Annotated in this window: 17 protein-coding genes; 6 read left to right on the forward strand and 11 right to left on the reverse strand. The window is 69.6% G+C overall.

All coding sequences use genetic code 11. The features are described 5' to 3' along the window. Positions 1–231: 231 nt before the first annotated feature. A complete protein-coding gene (locus tag MFF22_RS14045) occupies positions 232–1,551 on the reverse strand; it encodes an HlyC/CorC family transporter (protein ID WP_238249793.1) in 1,320 nt (439 codons plus the stop codon). 115 nt (positions 1,552–1,666) lie between these two features. Continuing rightward, positions 1,667–3,193 (reverse strand): hypothetical protein, encoded by a 1,527-nt coding sequence (locus MFF22_RS14050; RefSeq protein ID WP_238249592.1) that lies wholly within the window; start codon positions 3,191–3,193, stop codon positions 1,667–1,669. A gap of 172 nt (positions 3,194–3,365) precedes the next feature. Here MFF22_RS14050 and MFF22_RS14055 point away from each other — a divergent pair, with 172 nt between their 5' ends. The 6 genes from MFF22_RS14055 (at position 3,366) to MFF22_RS14080 (ending at position 9,340) form a co-directional block, all read left to right on the forward strand. Beyond that, complete coding sequence (locus MFF22_RS14055; protein WP_238249593.1) at positions 3,366–3,764, forward strand: DUF3775 domain-containing protein; 399 nt, start codon at positions 3,366–3,368, stop codon at positions 3,762–3,764. A gap of 10 nt (positions 3,765–3,774) precedes the next feature. After that, the gene (locus MFF22_RS14060) at positions 3,775–5,064 is read left to right on the forward strand and encodes an App1 family protein phosphatidate phosphatase (protein ID WP_238249594.1); all 1,290 of its coding nucleotides are present in this window, start codon (positions 3,775–3,777) and stop codon (positions 5,062–5,064) included. A 76-nt stretch (positions 5,065–5,140) separates the two neighbouring features. Further along, complete coding sequence (locus MFF22_RS14065; protein ID WP_238249595.1) at positions 5,141–6,250, forward strand: alpha/beta hydrolase; 1,110 nt, start codon at positions 5,141–5,143, stop codon at positions 6,248–6,250. Positions 6,251–6,380: 130 nt separating this feature from the next. Further along, a complete protein-coding gene (locus tag MFF22_RS14070; RefSeq protein WP_238249596.1) occupies positions 6,381–6,638 on the forward strand; it encodes a hypothetical protein in 258 nt (85 codons plus the stop codon). Between the two features lie 94 nt (positions 6,639–6,732). Beyond that, the gene (locus MFF22_RS14075) at positions 6,733–8,910 is read left to right on the forward strand and encodes a primosomal protein N' (RefSeq protein WP_238249597.1); all 2,178 of its coding nucleotides are present in this window, start codon (positions 6,733–6,735) and stop codon (positions 8,908–8,910) included. 67 nt (positions 8,911–8,977) lie between these two features. Then, on the forward strand, positions 8,978–9,340 hold the full coding sequence (locus tag MFF22_RS14080; RefSeq protein WP_238249598.1) for a SpoIIAA family protein: 363 nt from the start codon (positions 8,978–8,980) through the stop codon (positions 9,338–9,340). Between the two features lie 9 nt (positions 9,341–9,349). Here the strand turns inward: MFF22_RS14080 and MFF22_RS14085 are convergent, their stop codons facing one another. From MFF22_RS14085 to MFF22_RS14125, 9 genes are all read right to left on the reverse strand, one after another. Beyond that, positions 9,350–9,754, reverse strand: a complete 405-nt coding sequence (locus MFF22_RS14085; protein ID WP_238249599.1) for a hypothetical protein — start codon at positions 9,752–9,754, stop codon at positions 9,350–9,352. Between the two features lie 295 nt (positions 9,755–10,049). After that, positions 10,050–11,282: a CCA tRNA nucleotidyltransferase gene (locus tag MFF22_RS14090; protein WP_238249600.1), complete on the reverse strand. Its 1,233-nt coding sequence runs from the start codon at positions 11,280–11,282 to the stop codon at positions 10,050–10,052. Beyond that, positions 11,279–11,536, reverse strand: a complete 258-nt coding sequence (locus MFF22_RS14095; RefSeq protein WP_238249601.1) for a DUF6111 family protein — start codon at positions 11,534–11,536, stop codon at positions 11,279–11,281. Before MFF22_RS14095 ends, MFF22_RS14090 begins: the two co-directional genes overlap by 4 nt. 57 nt (positions 11,537–11,593) lie before the next feature. Further along, a complete protein-coding gene (locus MFF22_RS14100) occupies positions 11,594–12,271 on the reverse strand; it encodes a CoA pyrophosphatase (protein WP_238249602.1) in 678 nt (225 codons plus the stop codon). Further along, entirely contained in the window at positions 12,268–12,852 is a 585-nt protein-coding gene (locus tag MFF22_RS14105) for a DUF1285 domain-containing protein (RefSeq protein ID WP_238249603.1), read from the reverse strand. Before MFF22_RS14105 ends, MFF22_RS14100 begins: the two co-directional genes overlap by 4 nt. Positions 12,853–12,885: 33 nt before the next feature. Beyond that, on the reverse strand, positions 12,886–13,305 hold the full coding sequence (locus tag MFF22_RS14110; RefSeq protein ID WP_238249604.1) for a PaaI family thioesterase: 420 nt from the start codon (positions 13,303–13,305) through the stop codon (positions 12,886–12,888). 56 nt (positions 13,306–13,361) lie between these two features. Beyond that, on the reverse strand, positions 13,362–15,815 hold the full coding sequence (gene hrpB, locus MFF22_RS14115; RefSeq protein ID WP_238249605.1) for an ATP-dependent helicase HrpB: 2,454 nt from the start codon (positions 15,813–15,815) through the stop codon (positions 13,362–13,364). A gap of 172 nt (positions 15,816–15,987) precedes the next feature. Continuing rightward, positions 15,988–16,497, reverse strand: a complete 510-nt coding sequence (locus MFF22_RS14120; protein ID WP_238249606.1) for an OsmC family protein — start codon at positions 16,495–16,497, stop codon at positions 15,988–15,990. Positions 16,498–16,553: 56 nt separating this feature from the next. Beyond that, a complete protein-coding gene (locus tag MFF22_RS14125; RefSeq protein WP_238249607.1) occupies positions 16,554–17,675 on the reverse strand; it encodes an aminotransferase class I/II-fold pyridoxal phosphate-dependent enzyme in 1,122 nt (373 codons plus the stop codon). Between the last annotated feature and the right edge of the window lie 29 nt (positions 17,676–17,704).

Raw genomic sequence — 17,704 nt, forward strand, 5'->3', positions numbered from 1 at the left:
CCACTCCACCATCGTCATTGCGAACGCAGTGAAGCAACCCAGGGACGCGCAACTTTCTGAGATGTCCCGCTGCCCTGGGTCGCTTCGCGATGCTTGCGATGACGCAGCGGGGCGTCCGACTTATTGTCATCGTCGCGTACGCTGTGAAGAAATCCCGGGACGCGTCACTGCTTCGATCGTCCGGGCGCACTCGGTCGCTTCGCGTTGCTGGCGATATCGGAGTGGGTCGGCTCAGGCCGTGTCCCGCTGCTCGCTCGGCACCGGTAGCGGCACCGATGTCGCCGACAGCGGCGTGATCTTCAGCGTCGTGATCCGGTTCTTGGCCTTGCGCAGGACCTGGAACCGGAAGCCGTGGAAGTTGAAGGCGGTGCCCTGGTCGGGGATGGTCCTCGCCTCGTGGATCACGAGGCCTGCGATGGTCGTGGCCTCGTCGTCAGGCAGATTCCAGTCCATGGCGCGGTTGAGGTCGCGGATTGGCACGCCGCCATCGACATTGACCGACCCATCGCCCTGCAGGCGCACGCCGGACACCGTCACGTCGTGCTCGTCGGCGATGTCGCCGACGATTTCCTCCAGAATATCCTCAAGGGTCACGAGGCCCATCACCTCGCCGTACTCGTCGACGACGAGGGCGAAGTGGGTCTTCTTGGACAGGAACGCCTTGAGCTGAGCCCGCAGGCTCGTGGTACCGGGGACGAACCACGTCTCCAGGGCCAACTCCTCGACCTTCAGGCCGGACGCGTCGCCGCCCGCGGCATCGAGGGCGCGGAGCAGATCCTTGGCATGAAGCACGCCGACGATGTTCTCGGGCGTCCCCCGCCAGAGTGGCATGCGTGTGTAGGGCGAGGCCAGGACAGCCCGGACGATGTCCTGCGAGGTCATGTCGGCGTCGATCGCCCGCATCTTCGTGCGGTGGACCATCACGTCCGAGACGCTGAGATTCGACAGGTCGAGGAGCCCGCCGAGCATGTCGCGCTCCGCCCGTTCCACGCCGCCCTCGCGGTGGAGGAGCGCCACCTGTCCGCGGATTTCTTCGGCGGCGGTCAAGATCGACTGATGCTCGCCGATGGTGACGCCGAACGGCTTGAGCATCAGCCGCACGACCTGCTCGATGGCCAGGGCAGGCGGGCCCATCATGGCCACGGCGAAGGCGACCGGCCGGGCGATGAGCAGGGCGATCTTGTCCGGGTTGGAGATCGCAAGGGTCTTCGGCAGCACTTCGGCGAAGACGATCACGAGGACCGACATGCCGATGGTGGCGTAGATGACGCCGCTCTTGCCGAAGATGGCCGTCAGGACGCTCGTGGTGAAAGCTGACGCGCCGATGGCCACGATATTGTAGCCGATCAGCATCGCGCCGATGAACCGCTCACGGATCGCCAGGATGCGGTTGACGATGCTGGCCCTGGGGTCGCCACCCTGCTCCAGGGCGTGCATCCGCGCCCGGGAGGCCGCGGTGAAGGCGGTCTCTGCACCTGCGAAAAACGCGGAGAGCACGAGCGAGATCAACACGATGCTCGCGGCGAACAGGAGGTCGGATTCGGTGTCCATCGTGCCGGTCTGACGCGCCATCACGGGGCGCTCCGTCTGCCATATAACGCCCCAGCGGGCGGGACGCATGGCGCCTGAACGCGAACCGGAAATTTATCAGGGAAACCGCGCGCCCTCAGGGCGATCCGGTCCTCCGCGTGGTCCATGTCGCCCAATTGACAGGCCGCCCGTAGACGCGGGATCCCTCATAGCCCCCGGCACCGGGGGCGAGGCGGTCGACCCAGGTCAGAAGGCCTGATTTGCCGGCATAGACGGTCGGCACGTCGAGGTTGCCGTAGGCGTTCGTCATCCAGAAATGAGCGCTGCGGTCGAACCGTCCGGCGCCATTGCCGCCGGAGCGGAGGCCCAGATAGGCCGGTGATCGGCCGGCCTCGACCGGGTCGGCATAGAGCGTCAGGGCCGCGATGTCCGCGGGATCGAGGCCGGTCGTGTATTGCAGACAGATATCCGCCACGGGACCGCCCGGTGCGTTGGCGGGGCGGCTGCAGGTGTAGGAAACGGCCCAGCGCGTGGCGTCCTTACCGCGGGCGACGCGCACGAGGCTGTTGGCCGGAAGAGCTCCGCCCAGTCGGCGTGGCATAGACCAGACCTTGTCCGCGGCGAGGTCGGTCGCGGTACGCAAGAACAGGCCCATGCGCCGCTTTTCCGGCGGCAGCCCGCAATCCTCGGGCAGCACGTCGGTGTAGAAGTAGTGATAGGTCTTCTCGACGATGCTGATGGAGCCCGAAAGCCCACGCGTCTCGAACGGCGAGGCCGGGCAGGCCGAGGCGATGGGTTTTCCCGCCTCGTCGAGGATTGCCGCCGGCACGGGGGCCGTGCGCTTCCGCCCGTCCTCGGAATAAGGCACCCAGGCGAGGCCGCCGTCTTCGTTGCGGGTGCGGATCTCATAGTGCACGAAATCCAGGGTCCGGGCCTCGATCTGGATGCGGCGGAGCAAAGTCTGCTGGGGTGCATCGGCCGCCTCGCGTCGGCTTCGACCCCGGTGACGGGGGCGTGCATCCTCCGAAGGCTCCGCCCCGGTGCCGTCGGCTTCCTGCCCGAGCATGAAGACGTACGAATATTCCTCCCCGGCCCAGTCTCGGCCGGATATGGCGATGGGGTCGCGGGGGCCGATCCCTTCCTGGGGCGTTTCCGTCCGCTCCTGCCTACGCCGACGCCTGTCCCGGCGTTCCGGGAGGGCGACCCCGAAGCGGGCCTGGGCCGGGGGCAGGATGGTCGCCAACTGCTCCGGGCTGATGCCCGTATGGAGGGCGCCCCCGTCGCGATCGTCGAAGGCTTGGCGTTCGGGACAATCCTCGCCCCGGCGCTTGCCCGGCAGGGGGCTTTCGCCCTGGAAGATGGCCTGGATCGGGCCCGGCGGCGTGGTCTTGGCCATTCGGAAGAGCTGGACGCCCCGGGCGAAGCGGCAGGCCGGCGGTGCAGCCAGGACACCTTCCGCTTCGCTGCCGTCGCGGCAGATCTCAAGGGCGCCGCCTGCGGTCAGGAAACATGTCGGGGCGCTGCCGTCGTAGCTCGGGCGCGCCTGCGCCGGTATCGTCAGTGACCACAGAAGGCCGGTGCCTGTGAGGAACACCGTCCACGCAGCCTTCGCGGGCGGGCGGCGGGAGGGGAAGGCGGGTCGGGCGGCTACGGTAGTGGTCATCGGCGATCTGCAAGCCGCAAGGGCGCCGCTTCGTTCCGCCCCTTCAGCGGGACCCCGCAGTCTGACGTCCGGCGCTTTGTCAAAGACGGGGCGAACCCCTTGGCGCCTCGCCCGTTGTCGCGGCTTGAGGGGCCAGAAGCCCCGTGAGTCATGCGTCCTGATGGAGACGAGAATGGACATCGCCCCCGACACCGTCGCTGACATCGTCATCCGTCTCCGGGCGATCGATGTGAAAGAGGGGCCGACCGATCCCGATTCCGGCTCGAACCCGATCGATGACGGGTCCACGGACGTCCTCACCTCCGGCACAGACGACGCGACGGAGTCGGAGGTGCGCAGCATGATCGCCGGCCTGGACGACGACTCCCGCGCCGAACTCCTCGCCCTCCTCTATGTCGGCCGCGGCGACATGGAACCCGAGGAATGGGATGCGGCCGTGGACTTCGCCCGCGAGCGCGAGGCGGCCGGCGAGGGTGCGGTGAAGGAACTGCTCCGGACGCCCGATGCCGGTGATCTGCTCGAAGAGGGCCTCGATGCCCTCGGCCTCACCCCGGACCTGCCGCAAGCCTGACGGCGGGGCCATGCCCATTCGTGCCGTCACGGCTGCACGCAAGGCGCTCAGGGTCGTCGCACGCCCTGTCCGCCGCGCTCAGGGGCGCGGCGGCCGGGGCCCCGGCGGCTTGGTCGTCGAACCCTATCGCGGCTACGGTTCGCCGGACGAGATCTTCCTCATCGGCCGCGTCTTCCGGCAATCCGCTGGCATCCCGGGGGAGGATCCGGAATCCCTGCGCGCCCAGTGGCGGGATGTGCGCCGCCGTATCGCCCGGCGGAAGGTGGCGGGCGCGGCGATTCTCGCCCGGTTCGGGGGCGCTGAGACACGCGTCCTGACCGATCGCGACGGTTATTTCCGGGTCCACCTGCATCCGCAGTCCCTGCCGGAGGGCGATGGCCCCTGGCACGTGGTCGATCTCCTCCTCGAAGCCGACCCGGTGATTCCGGCCCAGGGATCTGTCTATATCCCGCCCCGCGAGAGTGGCTTCGTCGTCGTCAGCGATATCGACGACACGGTCATGCGCACAGGCGTGGCCAACAAGTTGAAGATGCTGTGGCGTCTGTTCGTGGAGGACGCCGCAAGCCGTGTGGCCTTCCCGGGGGCCGCCGCCCTCTACCGCGCCCTCCATGTCGGCGCGAGCGGACACGCGGGCAATCCGATGCTCTACGTCTCCAGGGCCCCTTGGGGGCTCTACGAGATGCTGACGGAGTTCTTCCGCCGCCACGGGATCCCCGCCGGGCCGGTCTTGTTCCTGCGGGAATGGGGCCTGTCCTGGACCCACCCCCTCCCAAGGCGGGCCAAGGACCACAAGCGGGCGCTCATCGACCACATGCTGGCGCTTTATCCCGCCCTCCCCTTCGTCCTGATCGGCGACAGCGGCCAGCACGACCCGGAGGTCTACGCACAACTGGTGGCGGAGAATCCCGGCCGGGTGAAGGCCGTGTACATCAGGAATGTCTCGCGGAACGCGGCTCGGTCGGAGGAGATTGTGAAGCTCGCCGAGGCCGTCGCAGCGACGGGCTCGAGCCTCGTCCTGGCGGCCGACAGCGTCGCGATCGCGCGGCATGCCGCCGGGCTCGGCCTGATCCGCGACGAGGCCGTCGCGGCCGTTGCCGATGAGCATGCGGGCAGCGATGCCCCTGCGCCCTTCGCCGACACGGTCCACCTCTCGCCGCCGCCAGGGCCGATCGGGGAAGCGGCCGAGACGGTGCTCGCCCCCGACGTGATCGCCGCCATCTCCGCGGAGGGCCCTGTTCCTCCAACGGTGGTGGTAACACCCCGGGTCGAAGCCGATCAGGCCTCGGTCACGCGAGTGTGACGGCACCGATCCGGTGCATCAGACGTCATGCCGCCCAAGCCAGACCATCGAACCACCCTGTAGCGAGCGTCCATCGGTGAAGCAGACCCTCCACGCCCTCGCCCTCCTGAGTCTGACCGCCGCGCCCGCCTGGGCGCAGCCGGCGCCCGCCGCCGTCGATCCGGGAATGCCGTCATTGGAACGGGAGATGGAGGCCGCCAACGCCAAGCCCGGCCCACGGACTGTGCCGGGCCGGGAGATCCCCGTCCCCAGCACCGTGAGCGAGGCGTTCCGGTCGCAGGTGGCCGGCCCCTATCGCGCCCCGGCCTGGAACGCCCATCCCAAGGATGCCGCCGCCTGGAAGGACCTCATCGACAGGCTCGCGAAGGCAACGGCGGCGCCTATCCCGGCCCTGCGGGAAAAACTCGGCGTCACGAGCGAATCCGCCATCATCGGCGGAGTGAAGGTCTTCATCGTGCAGCCGAAGACCCTGCCGGAGCGGAACCGCAACCGCCTGCTCTTGCACATCCACGGAGGCGGTTACGTCTACAACCCCGGCGAGGCGGGCACCCTCGAAGCGGTGCTCATGGCCGGGCTCGGCGGGTACAAGGTCATCTCCGTCGATTACCGGATGCCGCCCGACGCCCCCTACCCCGCCGCCATGGACGATGCGGCGGCGGTCTGGAAGGCGATGCTCGCCATGCAGAAGCCCGAGAACATGGCGGTCTTCGGCACCTCGACCGGTGGCGGCATGACCCTGGCGCTGATGCTGCGCGCCAAGGCCGAGGGCCTGCCCCTTCCGGCGGCGATGGGCCTCGGCACGCCCTGGGCCGACATGACAGAGACCGGCGACACCTACCGGACGAACGAATGGCTGGACAACGTCCTCGTCAGCTATTCCGGCTACCTGACACCTGCGGCCAAGCTCTACGCCGCCGGGCGGGACTTGAAGGATACGCAACTGTCACCGATCTACGGTGACTTCACCGGCTTGCCCCCTGCCCTCCTCGTCTCCGGCACCCGCGACCTTTTCCTGTCCAACACGGTGCGTACGCACCGCAAGCTCAGGGACGCCGGAATCGAAGCCGATCTCCATGTCTTCGAGGGCATGAGCCACGCACAATACCTGTTCGCTACGGATTCGCCGGAGACGAAACAGGTATTCGGGGAGATGGCGCATTTCTTCGATGCGCATCTCGCGCATTGATTGCGGAGGAAATGTGCCCTCCGTCGTCACATCGCTGCAATGCAGCAATACGAAGAACGCGCTTCCTTCGCCGCCCTTCGTTCCTAGGTTCGCACCCTCCCGAACCGGTCACCCTCCGCGGAGCTTCCGCATGCAGACATATACCCTGGCCATCGCAGACGGCGTGCTGTTCGCCTGCCTTCCCGATGGGGGCGACGTCGCCGCCGCCATCACGGATGCGACCGCCATGAGCTATGGGGCCGGCCTCAGCCTCGACATCGTCCGCGGCACGGTCCTCACCGACGCTACCGGGCCGGGGGACGAGATCGTGTGGTGTGAGAGTTCCGACAGTGAGTTGCTCGATGAGCGCGGGCGGCGCTACCGCTATGCCGTGAGACGACACTCCTGAGCCGCCGGATCCAACACGCGGCGGCGGACGGGGACAGGAGCGTTTTCCCGTCGGGTATGGTACAAAGCTAGAACATGCTGCCGTTGCCGACCCGATGCCGACCGTCGCCGAAATCCTGATCCCCCTCGCGATCGATACCCCCTACAGCTACGTGGTCCCGCACGGGCTCGCGGTCACCGCGGGGGATGTGGTGCAGATCCCCCTCGGTCCGCGGGAGACCGTCGGCGTGGTCTGGGCCGTGGCCGAGATTGTGGGCGGCTCGAATTTGCGTCCGGTCACGGGGCTCGTGGACGTTCCGCGCCTCGGTGGGACGCTGCGCGGCCTTGTCGACTGGATCGCCCGTTACACCCTGGCGCCCAAGGGCTCGGCCCTCGCGATGGTGCTGCGCCTGCCGGACGAGGCGGCGGGGACGGAGATCGCCCGGGTGGCCGTCAAGGCATCCGGTAAATTGCCCTCCCGTCCCACTCCCGCCCGCACCAAGGTGCTGGCCATCGCCGCGGATGGGGAGTTGCGCGGCAAGAGCGCCCTGGCCAAGGAGGCCGGCGTGTCGCTCTCCGTCGTGGACGGGCTGGTCGATGACGGGGCGCTCGACGCGGTCGCCATCGCCCCCGAACCCATCGCCCCGATCCCCGACCCGGACCATCCCAGGGTGCCCCTGTCGGACGCGCAGGCCGAGGCGGCGGCTGTCCTCTCCGCATCCCTCGAGCAGGGGATCGAGGCCGGCAGCGCGAAGCCTGTTCTGCTCGAAGGTGTCACCGGGTCGGGCAAGACGGAGGTGTATTTCGAGGCCGTGGCGGCCTGCGTCCGGGCCGGGCGTCAGGCCCTGATCCTGATGCCCGAGATCGCTCTGACGGCCCAGTTCCTCGACAGGTTCGCCGACCGTTTCGGCGTCCGGCCGGCGGCTTGGCACTCAGGCATTGGTGGACGCCGCCGGGAGCGGCTGCGGGTCGCGGTGGCGGCCGGCGAGGCCAAGGTGGTGGTGGGGGCCCGGTCGGCCCTGTTCCTTCCCTTCGCGAAGCTTGGTCTCATCGTCGTCGATGAGGAGCACGAGACCGCCTACAAGCAGGAGGACGGGGTCCATTACCACGCCCGGGACATGGCCGTGGTGCGGGGCCGGCTCGAAGGCTGTCAGGTTGTGCTCGCCTCTGCGACGCCGTCGATCGAGAGCCGGGTGAACGCCGCCCGGGGCCGCTACGATCACCTCATGCTGCCGGAGCGGTTCGGCGGCAGGCGTATGCCGGATATCGCGGCGATCGACATGCGCCGCGATCCCCCGGAGCGGGGGAGCTTCATCAGCCCGCCCCTCGTCAACGCGGTGAAGCATACGCTGGAGCGGGGCGAGCAGGCGCTGCTCTTCCTCAACCGGCGGGGCTATGCGCCCCTCACTCTTTGCCGGGCCTGCGGGCACCGCTACCAATGCCGCAACTGTTCGACATGGCTCGTCGAGCACCGGTTCCGGCGGGCGCTGGTGTGCCACCAGTGCGGCTACACCGAGCGGCGGCCCGAGGCCTGCACGAATTGCGGCGCCTTCGACCACCTCACACCCTGTGGCCCCGGCGTGGAGCGGATCGCCGAGGAAGCCGCCGGGCTGTTTCCGGGCAAGCGCATCATCGTTCTATCGAGTGATTTTCCCGGCGGCGCCGAGCGCCTGCGTCAGGAACTCGATGCGGTGGCCGCCGGTGAGTGCGATCTGGTGATCGGTACGCAGCTGGTGGCCAAGGGGCACAACTTCCCGGGGTTGACCCTCGTCGGCGTCCTCGATGCGGATATCGGCCTGACCTCCGGCGATCCCCGGGCGGCGGAGCGGACCTTCCAGCTTCTCCAGCAGGTCACCGGCCGGGCCGGACGCGGCGACAAACCGGGGCGCGCCCTGGTCCAGACCTACCAGCCAGAGCATCCGGTGATCGCCGCCCTCCTGTCGGGCGACGCGGAGCGTTTCTACGCGGAGGAGATCGCCGCCCGGGAGATTGCTGGGCTTCCCCCCTTCGGTCGCCTCGCCGCCTTGATCGTGTCGGGCACCGACAAGGCCGCCGCCGAGGCGCACGGTCAAGCCCTCGCCCGCGAGGCCGATCCGCCGGCCGGCGTGATGGTGCTGGGGCCGGCCGAGGCACCCCTCGCCCTGATCCGCGGGCGCCACCGGTTCCGGCTCCTCGTGAAGACCGAGCGCAACGTCGATCTCCAGAGCTATCTGCGCGAATGGCTGGCGCGGGCACCGAAGCCGCGGGGCAGCGTCAAGCTGACGATCGATGTCGACCCGCAGAGCTTTTTGTAGGAGAAGGCCGCTCGGCCGCGAACGCAGCTCCCCGAGGAGCTGGCGGCGGGGGCACGAGGAGCGACCAGTGCTGAGCTACACCAAGACGCCGGACTCGAACGTGGCCGAGATCGTGGTGGACGGGAAGATCTCCGACGAGGAGATGAACGCCGCCATCACCGCCATGAAGGCCGACCTCGACAAGGGCGAGCGGATCAAGCTCCTGGAGGATATCCGCAGCTTCCAGGGCATGGAGCCCGCCGCGTTCTTCAAGGATCCGCGCTTCGGCATCTCCATGATGAAGGGCGTGAGCCATGTGGCCCTGGTCACCGATGCTCCCTGGCTCAAGATGATGGCGGAAACCTTCGCCTTCGTCTCGCCCTACAAGATCAAGGTCTTCGAACGGGAGCGCCTGGCGGAGGCCCGGTTCTGGCTCGCCTCGGCGGCCTGATCGCGCGTCCTACTCGGCCTGAGCGGTGCGGTTGTCGCCCCGCCGGGCCGTCCAGCGACCGGTGCAGATCGGCGATACCGCCCAGGTACCCGCACCGCGCCCGCCCGTGAGCCGTCCGGTGCCGGTTCCCGAGCCGCCAGCCCCCGCGACGGTGATACCCACCGTCCCGTCGGCCGACACACGTCCGCTCACTTTCGCTCCGTCCGCCGCAGAAATGGGCCGTACCTCACCGTCATGGATCGCGACGGCGTAGTTGTAGCGCGCGCTGCACAGACCGCTCTCCGTCACCAGCTCCACCGCCCACGTACCGTTATGCCCGTCGCCATTGGCGTTGCCGGGCGCCGCCGCCGCGACGGAGAAGGCACCGGCGGTCAGGGCGGCTGCTGCGATCAGGGTCGGGACGGTGATGGTCATCTAGAAATCGGCGCTCGACAAATATAGCGACGCCCTTGCGCATTTCTGCGCACGGTCGACAGCTTGGTTGCGGGATGAGACGTTCTAGACCATGTCGAGCCTCGAGGCCATGCCGACCTGCCAAAGACTTTGTATTATTTCGTAACCACGAGAAGCTCGGCAATACGCCAGGTGCCACTTCGGAGTCTATGGTTCATAACAGGCGGAGGGGGGAGGAACCTCGATCCGACCGTGGTCCGCACGACCAAGATTTTGAAACTCGCTACGATATCTCTGCAGCGACCGGAGGCGCAAATCACGCAGTCGCGGCGCTGATGGCCCGCTGCAGCAAATCCTTGCGGGAGGCTTCGTCCTCCGGGCAGCCCCGGGCGAGCCACTCCGCTTTCGCAGCGGCCAGCCCCTTTCCGATGGCGCGGCCTGCGGGAATGCCAGCGGCGACGAGATCGCTGCCGGCCAAGGGGAAGACCGGTTCGCCCGACGCCGCCAATTTTGCCGCTTCCGCCAGGGCGCCGGCATCCGGTTGCGGGCGTGGCTCGTTCGCCAGGATCGCCAACGTATCGGCGATCATCCGCGCCCCGTGGGTCGCGGCGAGCGCGCGGATATCCCCTACTCCTAGCATCGTTCGACCGTGCAGGGCAGCGAGGGCGTCAGCATACGCGGCAAGCTGCGTCGCCTCGGCCTTCGACAGGCGCAGTCCCTCGCGCAGGCGAGGCTCGTCATGGGCCGCGTGGACGCAAAGCGCGGCGAGGCGCATCGGGGCCGGGTGATCGACCGCCACGCTCCGGGCGAGGCGCCCCAGTTCCCCGACGCCGCCGGTGATCCGTTGGAGAAGGCCCGTTCCGGACAGAATCGAGGTCACCGGCACGCATCCGGGCGCGAGCAGAAGTTTCAGGAATTCTGTGCGAACCCGCTCCCGGGACAGGCCGTCAAGGGCGTCCCGGGCGGCGATGCAGGCTGCCAGGGCCGGCGGGTCCGGGTCCGCCCCGCCGAAGCGGGCATGGAACCGGAAGAAGCGCAGGATGCGCAAGGCATCTTCCCGGATGCGCGTTGCGGGGACGCCGATGAACCGCACGATCCCGGCGCGGAGATCCTCCAGCCCGCCAACCGTGTCGTGCAGTTGTCCGTCCGCGCTGAGCGACAGGGCATTGATCGTGAAATCCCGCCGGGCGGCATCCTGGGCGAAGTCGCCGCCGAAGCGGACGACGGCGTGGCGGCCATCCGTCTCGACATCCTCCCGCAGGGTGGTCACCTCCAGGGGTTCCTTCGCCGCCACGAGGGTGACGGTCCCGTGCTCGATGCCGGTCGGGATTGCCTTGAGTCCGGCGGTCCTCGCCCGCTCCATCACCGCCTCCGGCCGGAGGGTCGTGGCCAGGTCGATATCGGAGGCGGATACGCCGAGCAGGGCGTCGCGGACGCAGCCGCCGACAAGGCGTGTCTCCTCGCCGGGGGCGTCGAGGGCGGCCAGCGCGGCCTTGACGCCCGGGCGGGCGAGGAGCGCGGTGAGACCGTCGGCGGTGAAGTCGGTCACCGGAACCGTCCGGGGACGAGTTGGCCGTTCTCCATATGCGGCGGGATGTAACCGCGGGCGCTGCGCTCGGAAAAGAGGCCTTCGTAGAGCAGCGAGGCAATCACCACGCACAGCCCCGCGAGCACGAGGCGTGACGCCTGTCGGCCCCAATGGTGGAGCCGGAGTGGGTTTCGCCCTGTCACAACGAGCAGCAGCAGGAAGAGGCCGAAGGGGATCAGGAAGAGGCCGAACTCTTCGATGGCGCGGCGGAGCATGGGCTGGGCTGTCAGGACGTGTCATGCCGGCGCCGATGGCGCGCGGCCGGCATCAGTCTAGCGCGGCGGTCGTCCGCTGTCGCCAGCCACCGGCTTCTCCTCCGGATAGAGCCTTTCGCGCAGATTGTTGAGGATTCCGGCCGTCACGCCCCAGATCAGCCTGTCGCCGAAATGCATGGCGTAGAACCAGCGCAGCCGCCCCTGCCATTCGCGGGAGCGCAGGAAGTAGCGCTCCCGGTCCATGAGGAAGGCGAGCGGAACCTCGAACACCTCCGCGACCTCGGTCGGGTTGGGCCTGAAGGGCGTAGCCGGTTCTGCGAGGCCGATGACCGGCGTAACCAGGAAGCCGGTCCCGGACAAGTAGGGGTCGAGATAGCCGAGCACCCGCACGTCTTGCGGCGCAAGCGCAATCTCTTCGTGTGCTTCGCGCAGGGCCGCCTCGGCAGGGCCGGGATCGGATGGGTCGATCTTGCCTCCGGGCAAGGCAACCTGTCCCGAATGGTCCCGCAGGCCGGTGGCCCGCTGGGTCAGGACGAGGGTCGGTCCCTCCGGGCGGCTGACGACGGGGACAAGGACGGCCGCCCGGCGATGGGGCGGCGGGGGGAGCACGGCAGAGCCGTCGGGATCGATGCTATGGTCGCCCCGTGGGTTGGAGGTCGGGTCGTCCGGCCCCGGAGGATGGGGGGACAGGGCCGCTCCGGCGCGGGCGAGAAAATCGACGAGCGATTCGTTCACGCCTCGTCAGCCGGAGCAATCGTGTGGAACAGGCCCCCTGCCCTCACCCCGAGCCATGTTCGACCATCGATCTCGCTCTCCTCAGCGAGGTCCACGAGGTCGTAGGTCAGCGCCCGGCTGACGAGGGCCCAAAGACCGCGGCGGACGTGAAGGTAGGGCTTCAGACCGCCGTCCGGCTCCTGCTCGAAGCGCAGCTGGTGCTCTCCATCGACCTTCACGAGATCGTCCACATTGGTGCGGAAGGCGATGCTGCGGTGCTCGCCCTCACCCTCCACCGCCATCTCGACGGCGATGAACGGGGCATCCTCCACGGTGATGCCGACGCTTTCCACGGGTGTCACGAGGACGGTCCGCCCGTCCTCCTCCCGGCGGAGGATCGACGCGAAGAGCTTGACGAGCTTCTGCCGGAGGATCGGCGTGCCGTTATGATGCCATGTCCCATCCGACGCGATGCGGATGTCGATCTCGCCGCAATAGGGTGGGTTCCACCGCTCGACCGGCGGCAGCCCGCGGCTGGGCAGGTCGCCCAGGGCCGCGCTCAGGCGCGACAGGGCGGGGTCGGAGACGGCATCCTCGCTCATCGGCCCATCCTTAGCGCCCCCCGGGGCTGGCTGTCACTCGGCCCGGCGGCGCAGAATCTTCCAAACGCCGTCGGCCGTCGCCACGAGGCGCTCACCGTCGCGGACTTCCCCGCGCATGAACACCATCGAGCCGGTGCGCTTCACCACGAACGACTGGGCCGAGATCCAGTTGCCCATGCGGCCGGCTTCGAGGAACTTCATCTCGAGCTGGATCGTCACGCAATTCGCGCCGTCCGCAGCACCCATGGCCGTCACGCCCATCGCCCGGTCGGCGAAGCTCATGAGCATGCCTCCATGCACGACGCCGATGAGGTTGGCGTGCTTGCGGTCCGCGCGGAAGGCGTAGATGCCGTCCCTCACGTAGAGCGGTCCCACGGTGGCGATGAAACCGTCATCCTCCACGAGGGTCCAGCCCGCGGCGGTGGGATCGTCGGTGCCTTTGTCGTCCGTCATGGATGGGCGGGATCCTCTCGGTGTCGCGAAGCGGGGTCTTATCAGGGCCGGGACGGTCACGTCCCCCGCGGCTTCGCCCGGCGGGTCGGCGCTTCGGCCAGGGGATCCTCCGGCCAGGGATGGCGGGGATAGCGGCCGCGCATGTCAGAGCGGACGGCGCCCCATGAGCCGCGCCAGAAGCCCGGCAGGTCGCGGGTGATCTGGATCGGCCGATGGGCCGGGGACAGCAGGTGCAGCACCAGGGGGCGGCCCCCGGCCTGGGGATGGCGGTCGAGGCCGAACAACTCCTGCACCCGAACCGCCAGGATCGGTTCCTCCGCGGCGTAATCCACAGGAATGCGCGATCCCGTCGGTACCTCGACATGGGTCGGCGCCGCAGCGTCGAGGCGTCCGCGCAGATCCCAGGGCAGGAGGGCATGCAGGCCGTTGGCGAGGTCGTCCCCGGTGATGGCGGCCAAGCTGGCGCGTCCGACGATGGCCGGGGCGAGCCACGCTGCCACCGTGCCGGCCAGCGCCGCGTCGGAGAGGTTCGGCCACGGCTCGCCCTCGGCCCCGTGCAGGAAGTTCACCCGGGCCCGCCACTGGGCCAGGGCGGATGTCCAGGGCAGCCGGTCGAGGCCCAACCTTGCGATACCCTCGGCCAGGATGACGGCGGTGGCCTCGTCCGCCGGCACAGGTAGCGGCGTCTCGCCGAGGTTGACGGCGCCGAGGCGGCGCACCGACCGGCCGCGCAGGGCGGTCGATTGGGGATCGAACGTCACCTGTGTGGCCGCCTCGATCCGGTCGGCGAACAGCGCCTCGATCGCCTCCGGGCCGATGGCGGCGGCGGCGAGGATGCGGGCATTGCCGGCGCTGCCGGCGAGGTCGGCGACGACCACGAAGGGTTCCCGGGCCAAGGGGCTCGCGGGATCGAGGCGCCCGGCCCGGCCGCTCACCATGAGAAATTCGCCATCGCGACCCCGGCCCCGGGCCACGCGGTCGGGAAAGGCCAGCGCCAGGAGCGGTCCCGCGGGCGACGGATCCGCGCTGCCCTTTCCTCCGGCGATCCGCGCCCAATTCTCGGCCAGCCGACGCATGTCGGAAGCCCGGCCGCCCCTGTCGCGGGCGAAGCGATCGACCCGTTCATCGAGATCGACCCCATCGCCACCGAGTCCGCGCTCGACGAGCACGGCGGCGAGGTTCGCGGCGGCGCGGCCACACCCATCCTGGGCAGCGGTCGCGACCATGCGCGCGAGACGCGGTGGGAGCGGCAGGGCGCGCAGGCGTGCGCCGGTGTCCGTCAGCCGGCCCCCGGCATCGAGGGCGCCAAGCCCTTCGAGCATCTCCCGCGCCTCGGCCAAAGCCGGAGCCGGCGGCGGATCGAGGAAGCGGAGCGTGCGCGGATCCGACACGCCCCAGGCCGCGCAGTCCAGGAGCAGCCCGGCGAGGTCGCTTGAGAGGATCTCCGGCCGGCCGAAGGCATCCAAAGACCCCATTGCGGCTTCGGACCACAGGCGCCAGCACAGGCCGGGTTCCGTGCGCCCGGCCCGGCCCCGGCGCTGGTCCACCGCCGCCCGGGAGGCCCGCGCCGTGACGAGCCGCGTGAGGCCGATACCGGGCTCGTAGACGGGCACCCGCGCGAGGCCGGAATCGACCACGATGCGCACGCCCTCGATGGTGAGGGAGGTTTCGGCGATGGAGGTCGCGAGGACGACCTTACGCCGGCCCGCTGGGGCGGGGGCCACCGCCCGGTCCTGCTCCGCCGGGGTCAAGGCGCCGTAGAGGGGGGCGAGGATCACATCCGGCCCGACCTTGTCGGCAAGGGCTTCGGCCGTCCGCCGGATTTCCGCCTGCCCCGGCAGGAACACCAGCACCGAGCCGGGATCGGCCCGCAGCGCCCGCAGCACCGCCTCCGCGACGCTGTCCTCGATCCTCCGGTTCGGATCGCGCTCGAGGTAGCGGTCCTCCACCGGGAAGGCGCGGCCCTCCGAGGCGATCACGGGCGCATCGTCGAGGAGCCCCGCCACCCTCGCCCCATCGAGGGTCGCCGACATGACGAGGATGCGCAGGTCCTCCCGCAGGCCACCCTGTGCGTCGAGGGCGAGGGCGAGGCCGAGATCGGCATCGAGGGAGCGTTCGTGGAACTCGTCGAACAACACCGCGCCGACCCCGGACAGTTCGGGATCGTCGAGGATCATGCGGTTGAACACGCCCTCCGTGACGACCTCGATCCGGGTGCGGGCGGAGATCTTCGAGCCCAGGCGAACCCGCAATCCGACAGTCCCGCCGACGTCCTCGCCCAGGGTTTGGGCCATCCGCGCCGCGGCGGCCCGGGCGGCGAGGCGGCGGGGTTCGAGCAGGATCACCTTGCCGCCACGGAGCCAGGGCGCGTCGAGGAGGTCGAGGGGCACCCGCGTGGTCTTGCCCGCGCCGGGGGGCGCCACGAGCACGGCGGCATTGCGGGCGTCGAGCGCCCGGCGCAGGTCGGGGAGCGCCGCCTCGATCGGCAGCGCGGGAAACAGGTCGGCCATCGCCGCCGCTGATGGCGCGGCCGGGCCGCCCGCGCAACAGGGCTCGTTCCACTCTGTGGCGGCAAGCGGCGCGAGCCGTTGGGGCATGCCCGAGTGAGGCGCACCCCCGGCGTGCTTCGCTCTGCTCGCCAGGGCGGCGGTAGGCCCGCCCCTCCTGCCCGCGGTGTTCGGCCTATGCCGTGGTAAGCGCCACCGAGAGGGCCGGCTTGTGGTTCAGCGTCTGGAAGACGACGCAGTAGCGCTCCGTGAGCTTTAGGAGCTGCGCCAGCTTCTCTTCAGAGGCGTCCGTGTCGAGCTGGAACGACAGGCGAATGTCGCGGAAGCCCACGGGAGCCTCCTTGTCGACGCCGAGCGTGCCGCGGAAATCGAGGTCGCCTTCGGCAGAGACGGTGCCGGCGCGCAGCGGAATTTCCAGGGCGGTCGCCACGGCCTTCACGGTGACGCCGGCGCAGGCCACGAGGGCTTCGAGCAACATGTCGCCGGAGCAGAGTTCGGCGCCCGAGCCGCCGGTCGCCGGATGCAGCCCGGCGACGGCCAGCGCCCGGCCGGTCTCGACCTTGCACGCGATGCTGCTGTCGTCGAGGGAACCCTTGGCCTTCAGGGTGATCACCGCCGAATCCGGGGCGTTCCGGTACTTGTCCTTGAGGGGAGCCTGAAGGCTTCGCAGGGTGGTGGCGTCCATCGTGACCGTCTCCTCCGGTTCGTTGCCGCTCCGCGTAGCGCCAAGCGCGGGCCGGCTCAACCGGCGTGAAGCCGCGCGATGGCGTCGGCCAGGGCATCGACCTGCGATTCGCTGTGTGCCGCCGAGAAGGCGACCCGGAGCCGCGCGGTGCCGGGGGGCACCGTCGGCGGACGGATCGCGACCACGAGGAACCCTTCGGCCTCCAGCCGGGCGGAGAGATCGAGGGCCCGCTGCGCTTCCCCGACGAGGACCGGCACCACGGCGCTCTCGGCCTCGGGCAGGCCGAGCCGTGTCGTGAAGCGCCGGGCCAGAACGAGGGGCCGGGCGCAGCGGTCTGGCTCCTCCTCAAGGATCGCCAGGGATTCCAAAGCGGCGGCGGCCGAGGCCGGTGGAAGGCCCGTCGTGTAGATGAAGCTGCGGGCCCGGCTAGTCAGAAGGTCGATCACGGCCCGGGACGCGCAGAGATAGCCGCCGTAGGAGCCGAGCGACTTCGACAGGGTGCCCATCTCCAGCGGCGCGCGGGGACCTCCCTCCACGATGCCGAGGCCGTGGGCGTCGTCCACCACGGTCCAGGCGTCGAAATCCCGGGCGACGGCCAGGATGTCGGCCATCGGCGCGCGGTCGCCATCCATGGAGAAGACCCGCTCGGTCAGGACCAGGGCCCGGCCATGCCCGGCCCGCTCGGACGACAGCGTCGCGGCAAGGTCACCCGCGTCGTTGTGCCGAAAGGTCAGGATACGCGCGCCCGAGAGCTTGGCCCCCGCCCACATGCAGGAGTGGGACAGTTCGTCCAGCACCACGAGATCTCCCGCTCCGGCGAGGGCCGGGGTGATGCCGAGGTTGGCGAGATAGCCGCTGCCAAAGACCAGCGCAGCGTCCTTGCCCTTGTGGGCCGCCAATCGCGCTTCGAGGGCCGAAAGGACCGGGTAGTTCCCGGTTACAAGCCGTGAGCCGCCCGCTCCGGCACCGTAGGTTTCCACGGCATATTTCGCCGCCGCGACGACCCGCGGATGGTGGGAAAGGCCGAGATAGTCGTTGCACGAGAACGAGACGAGGGCCCGGCCCGCCCGCGTCGCGGCGGCGTCTGGGCCCCGTCCCGTGACCGTCAGGCGTCTGCGCAGGGCGCCGGTCTCGAGGGCGGCGAGCTTCTGTCCGGCGAAGGCGTCGAGGCTATCCATGGCGGGGAGTGGCCAAAGCTGTCCTGGGA

This window comes from Methylobacterium persicinum (assembly GCF_022179525.1).
In the GTDB taxonomy this organism is placed as follows: Bacteria; Pseudomonadota; Alphaproteobacteria; order Rhizobiales; family Beijerinckiaceae; genus Methylobacterium; species Methylobacterium persicinum.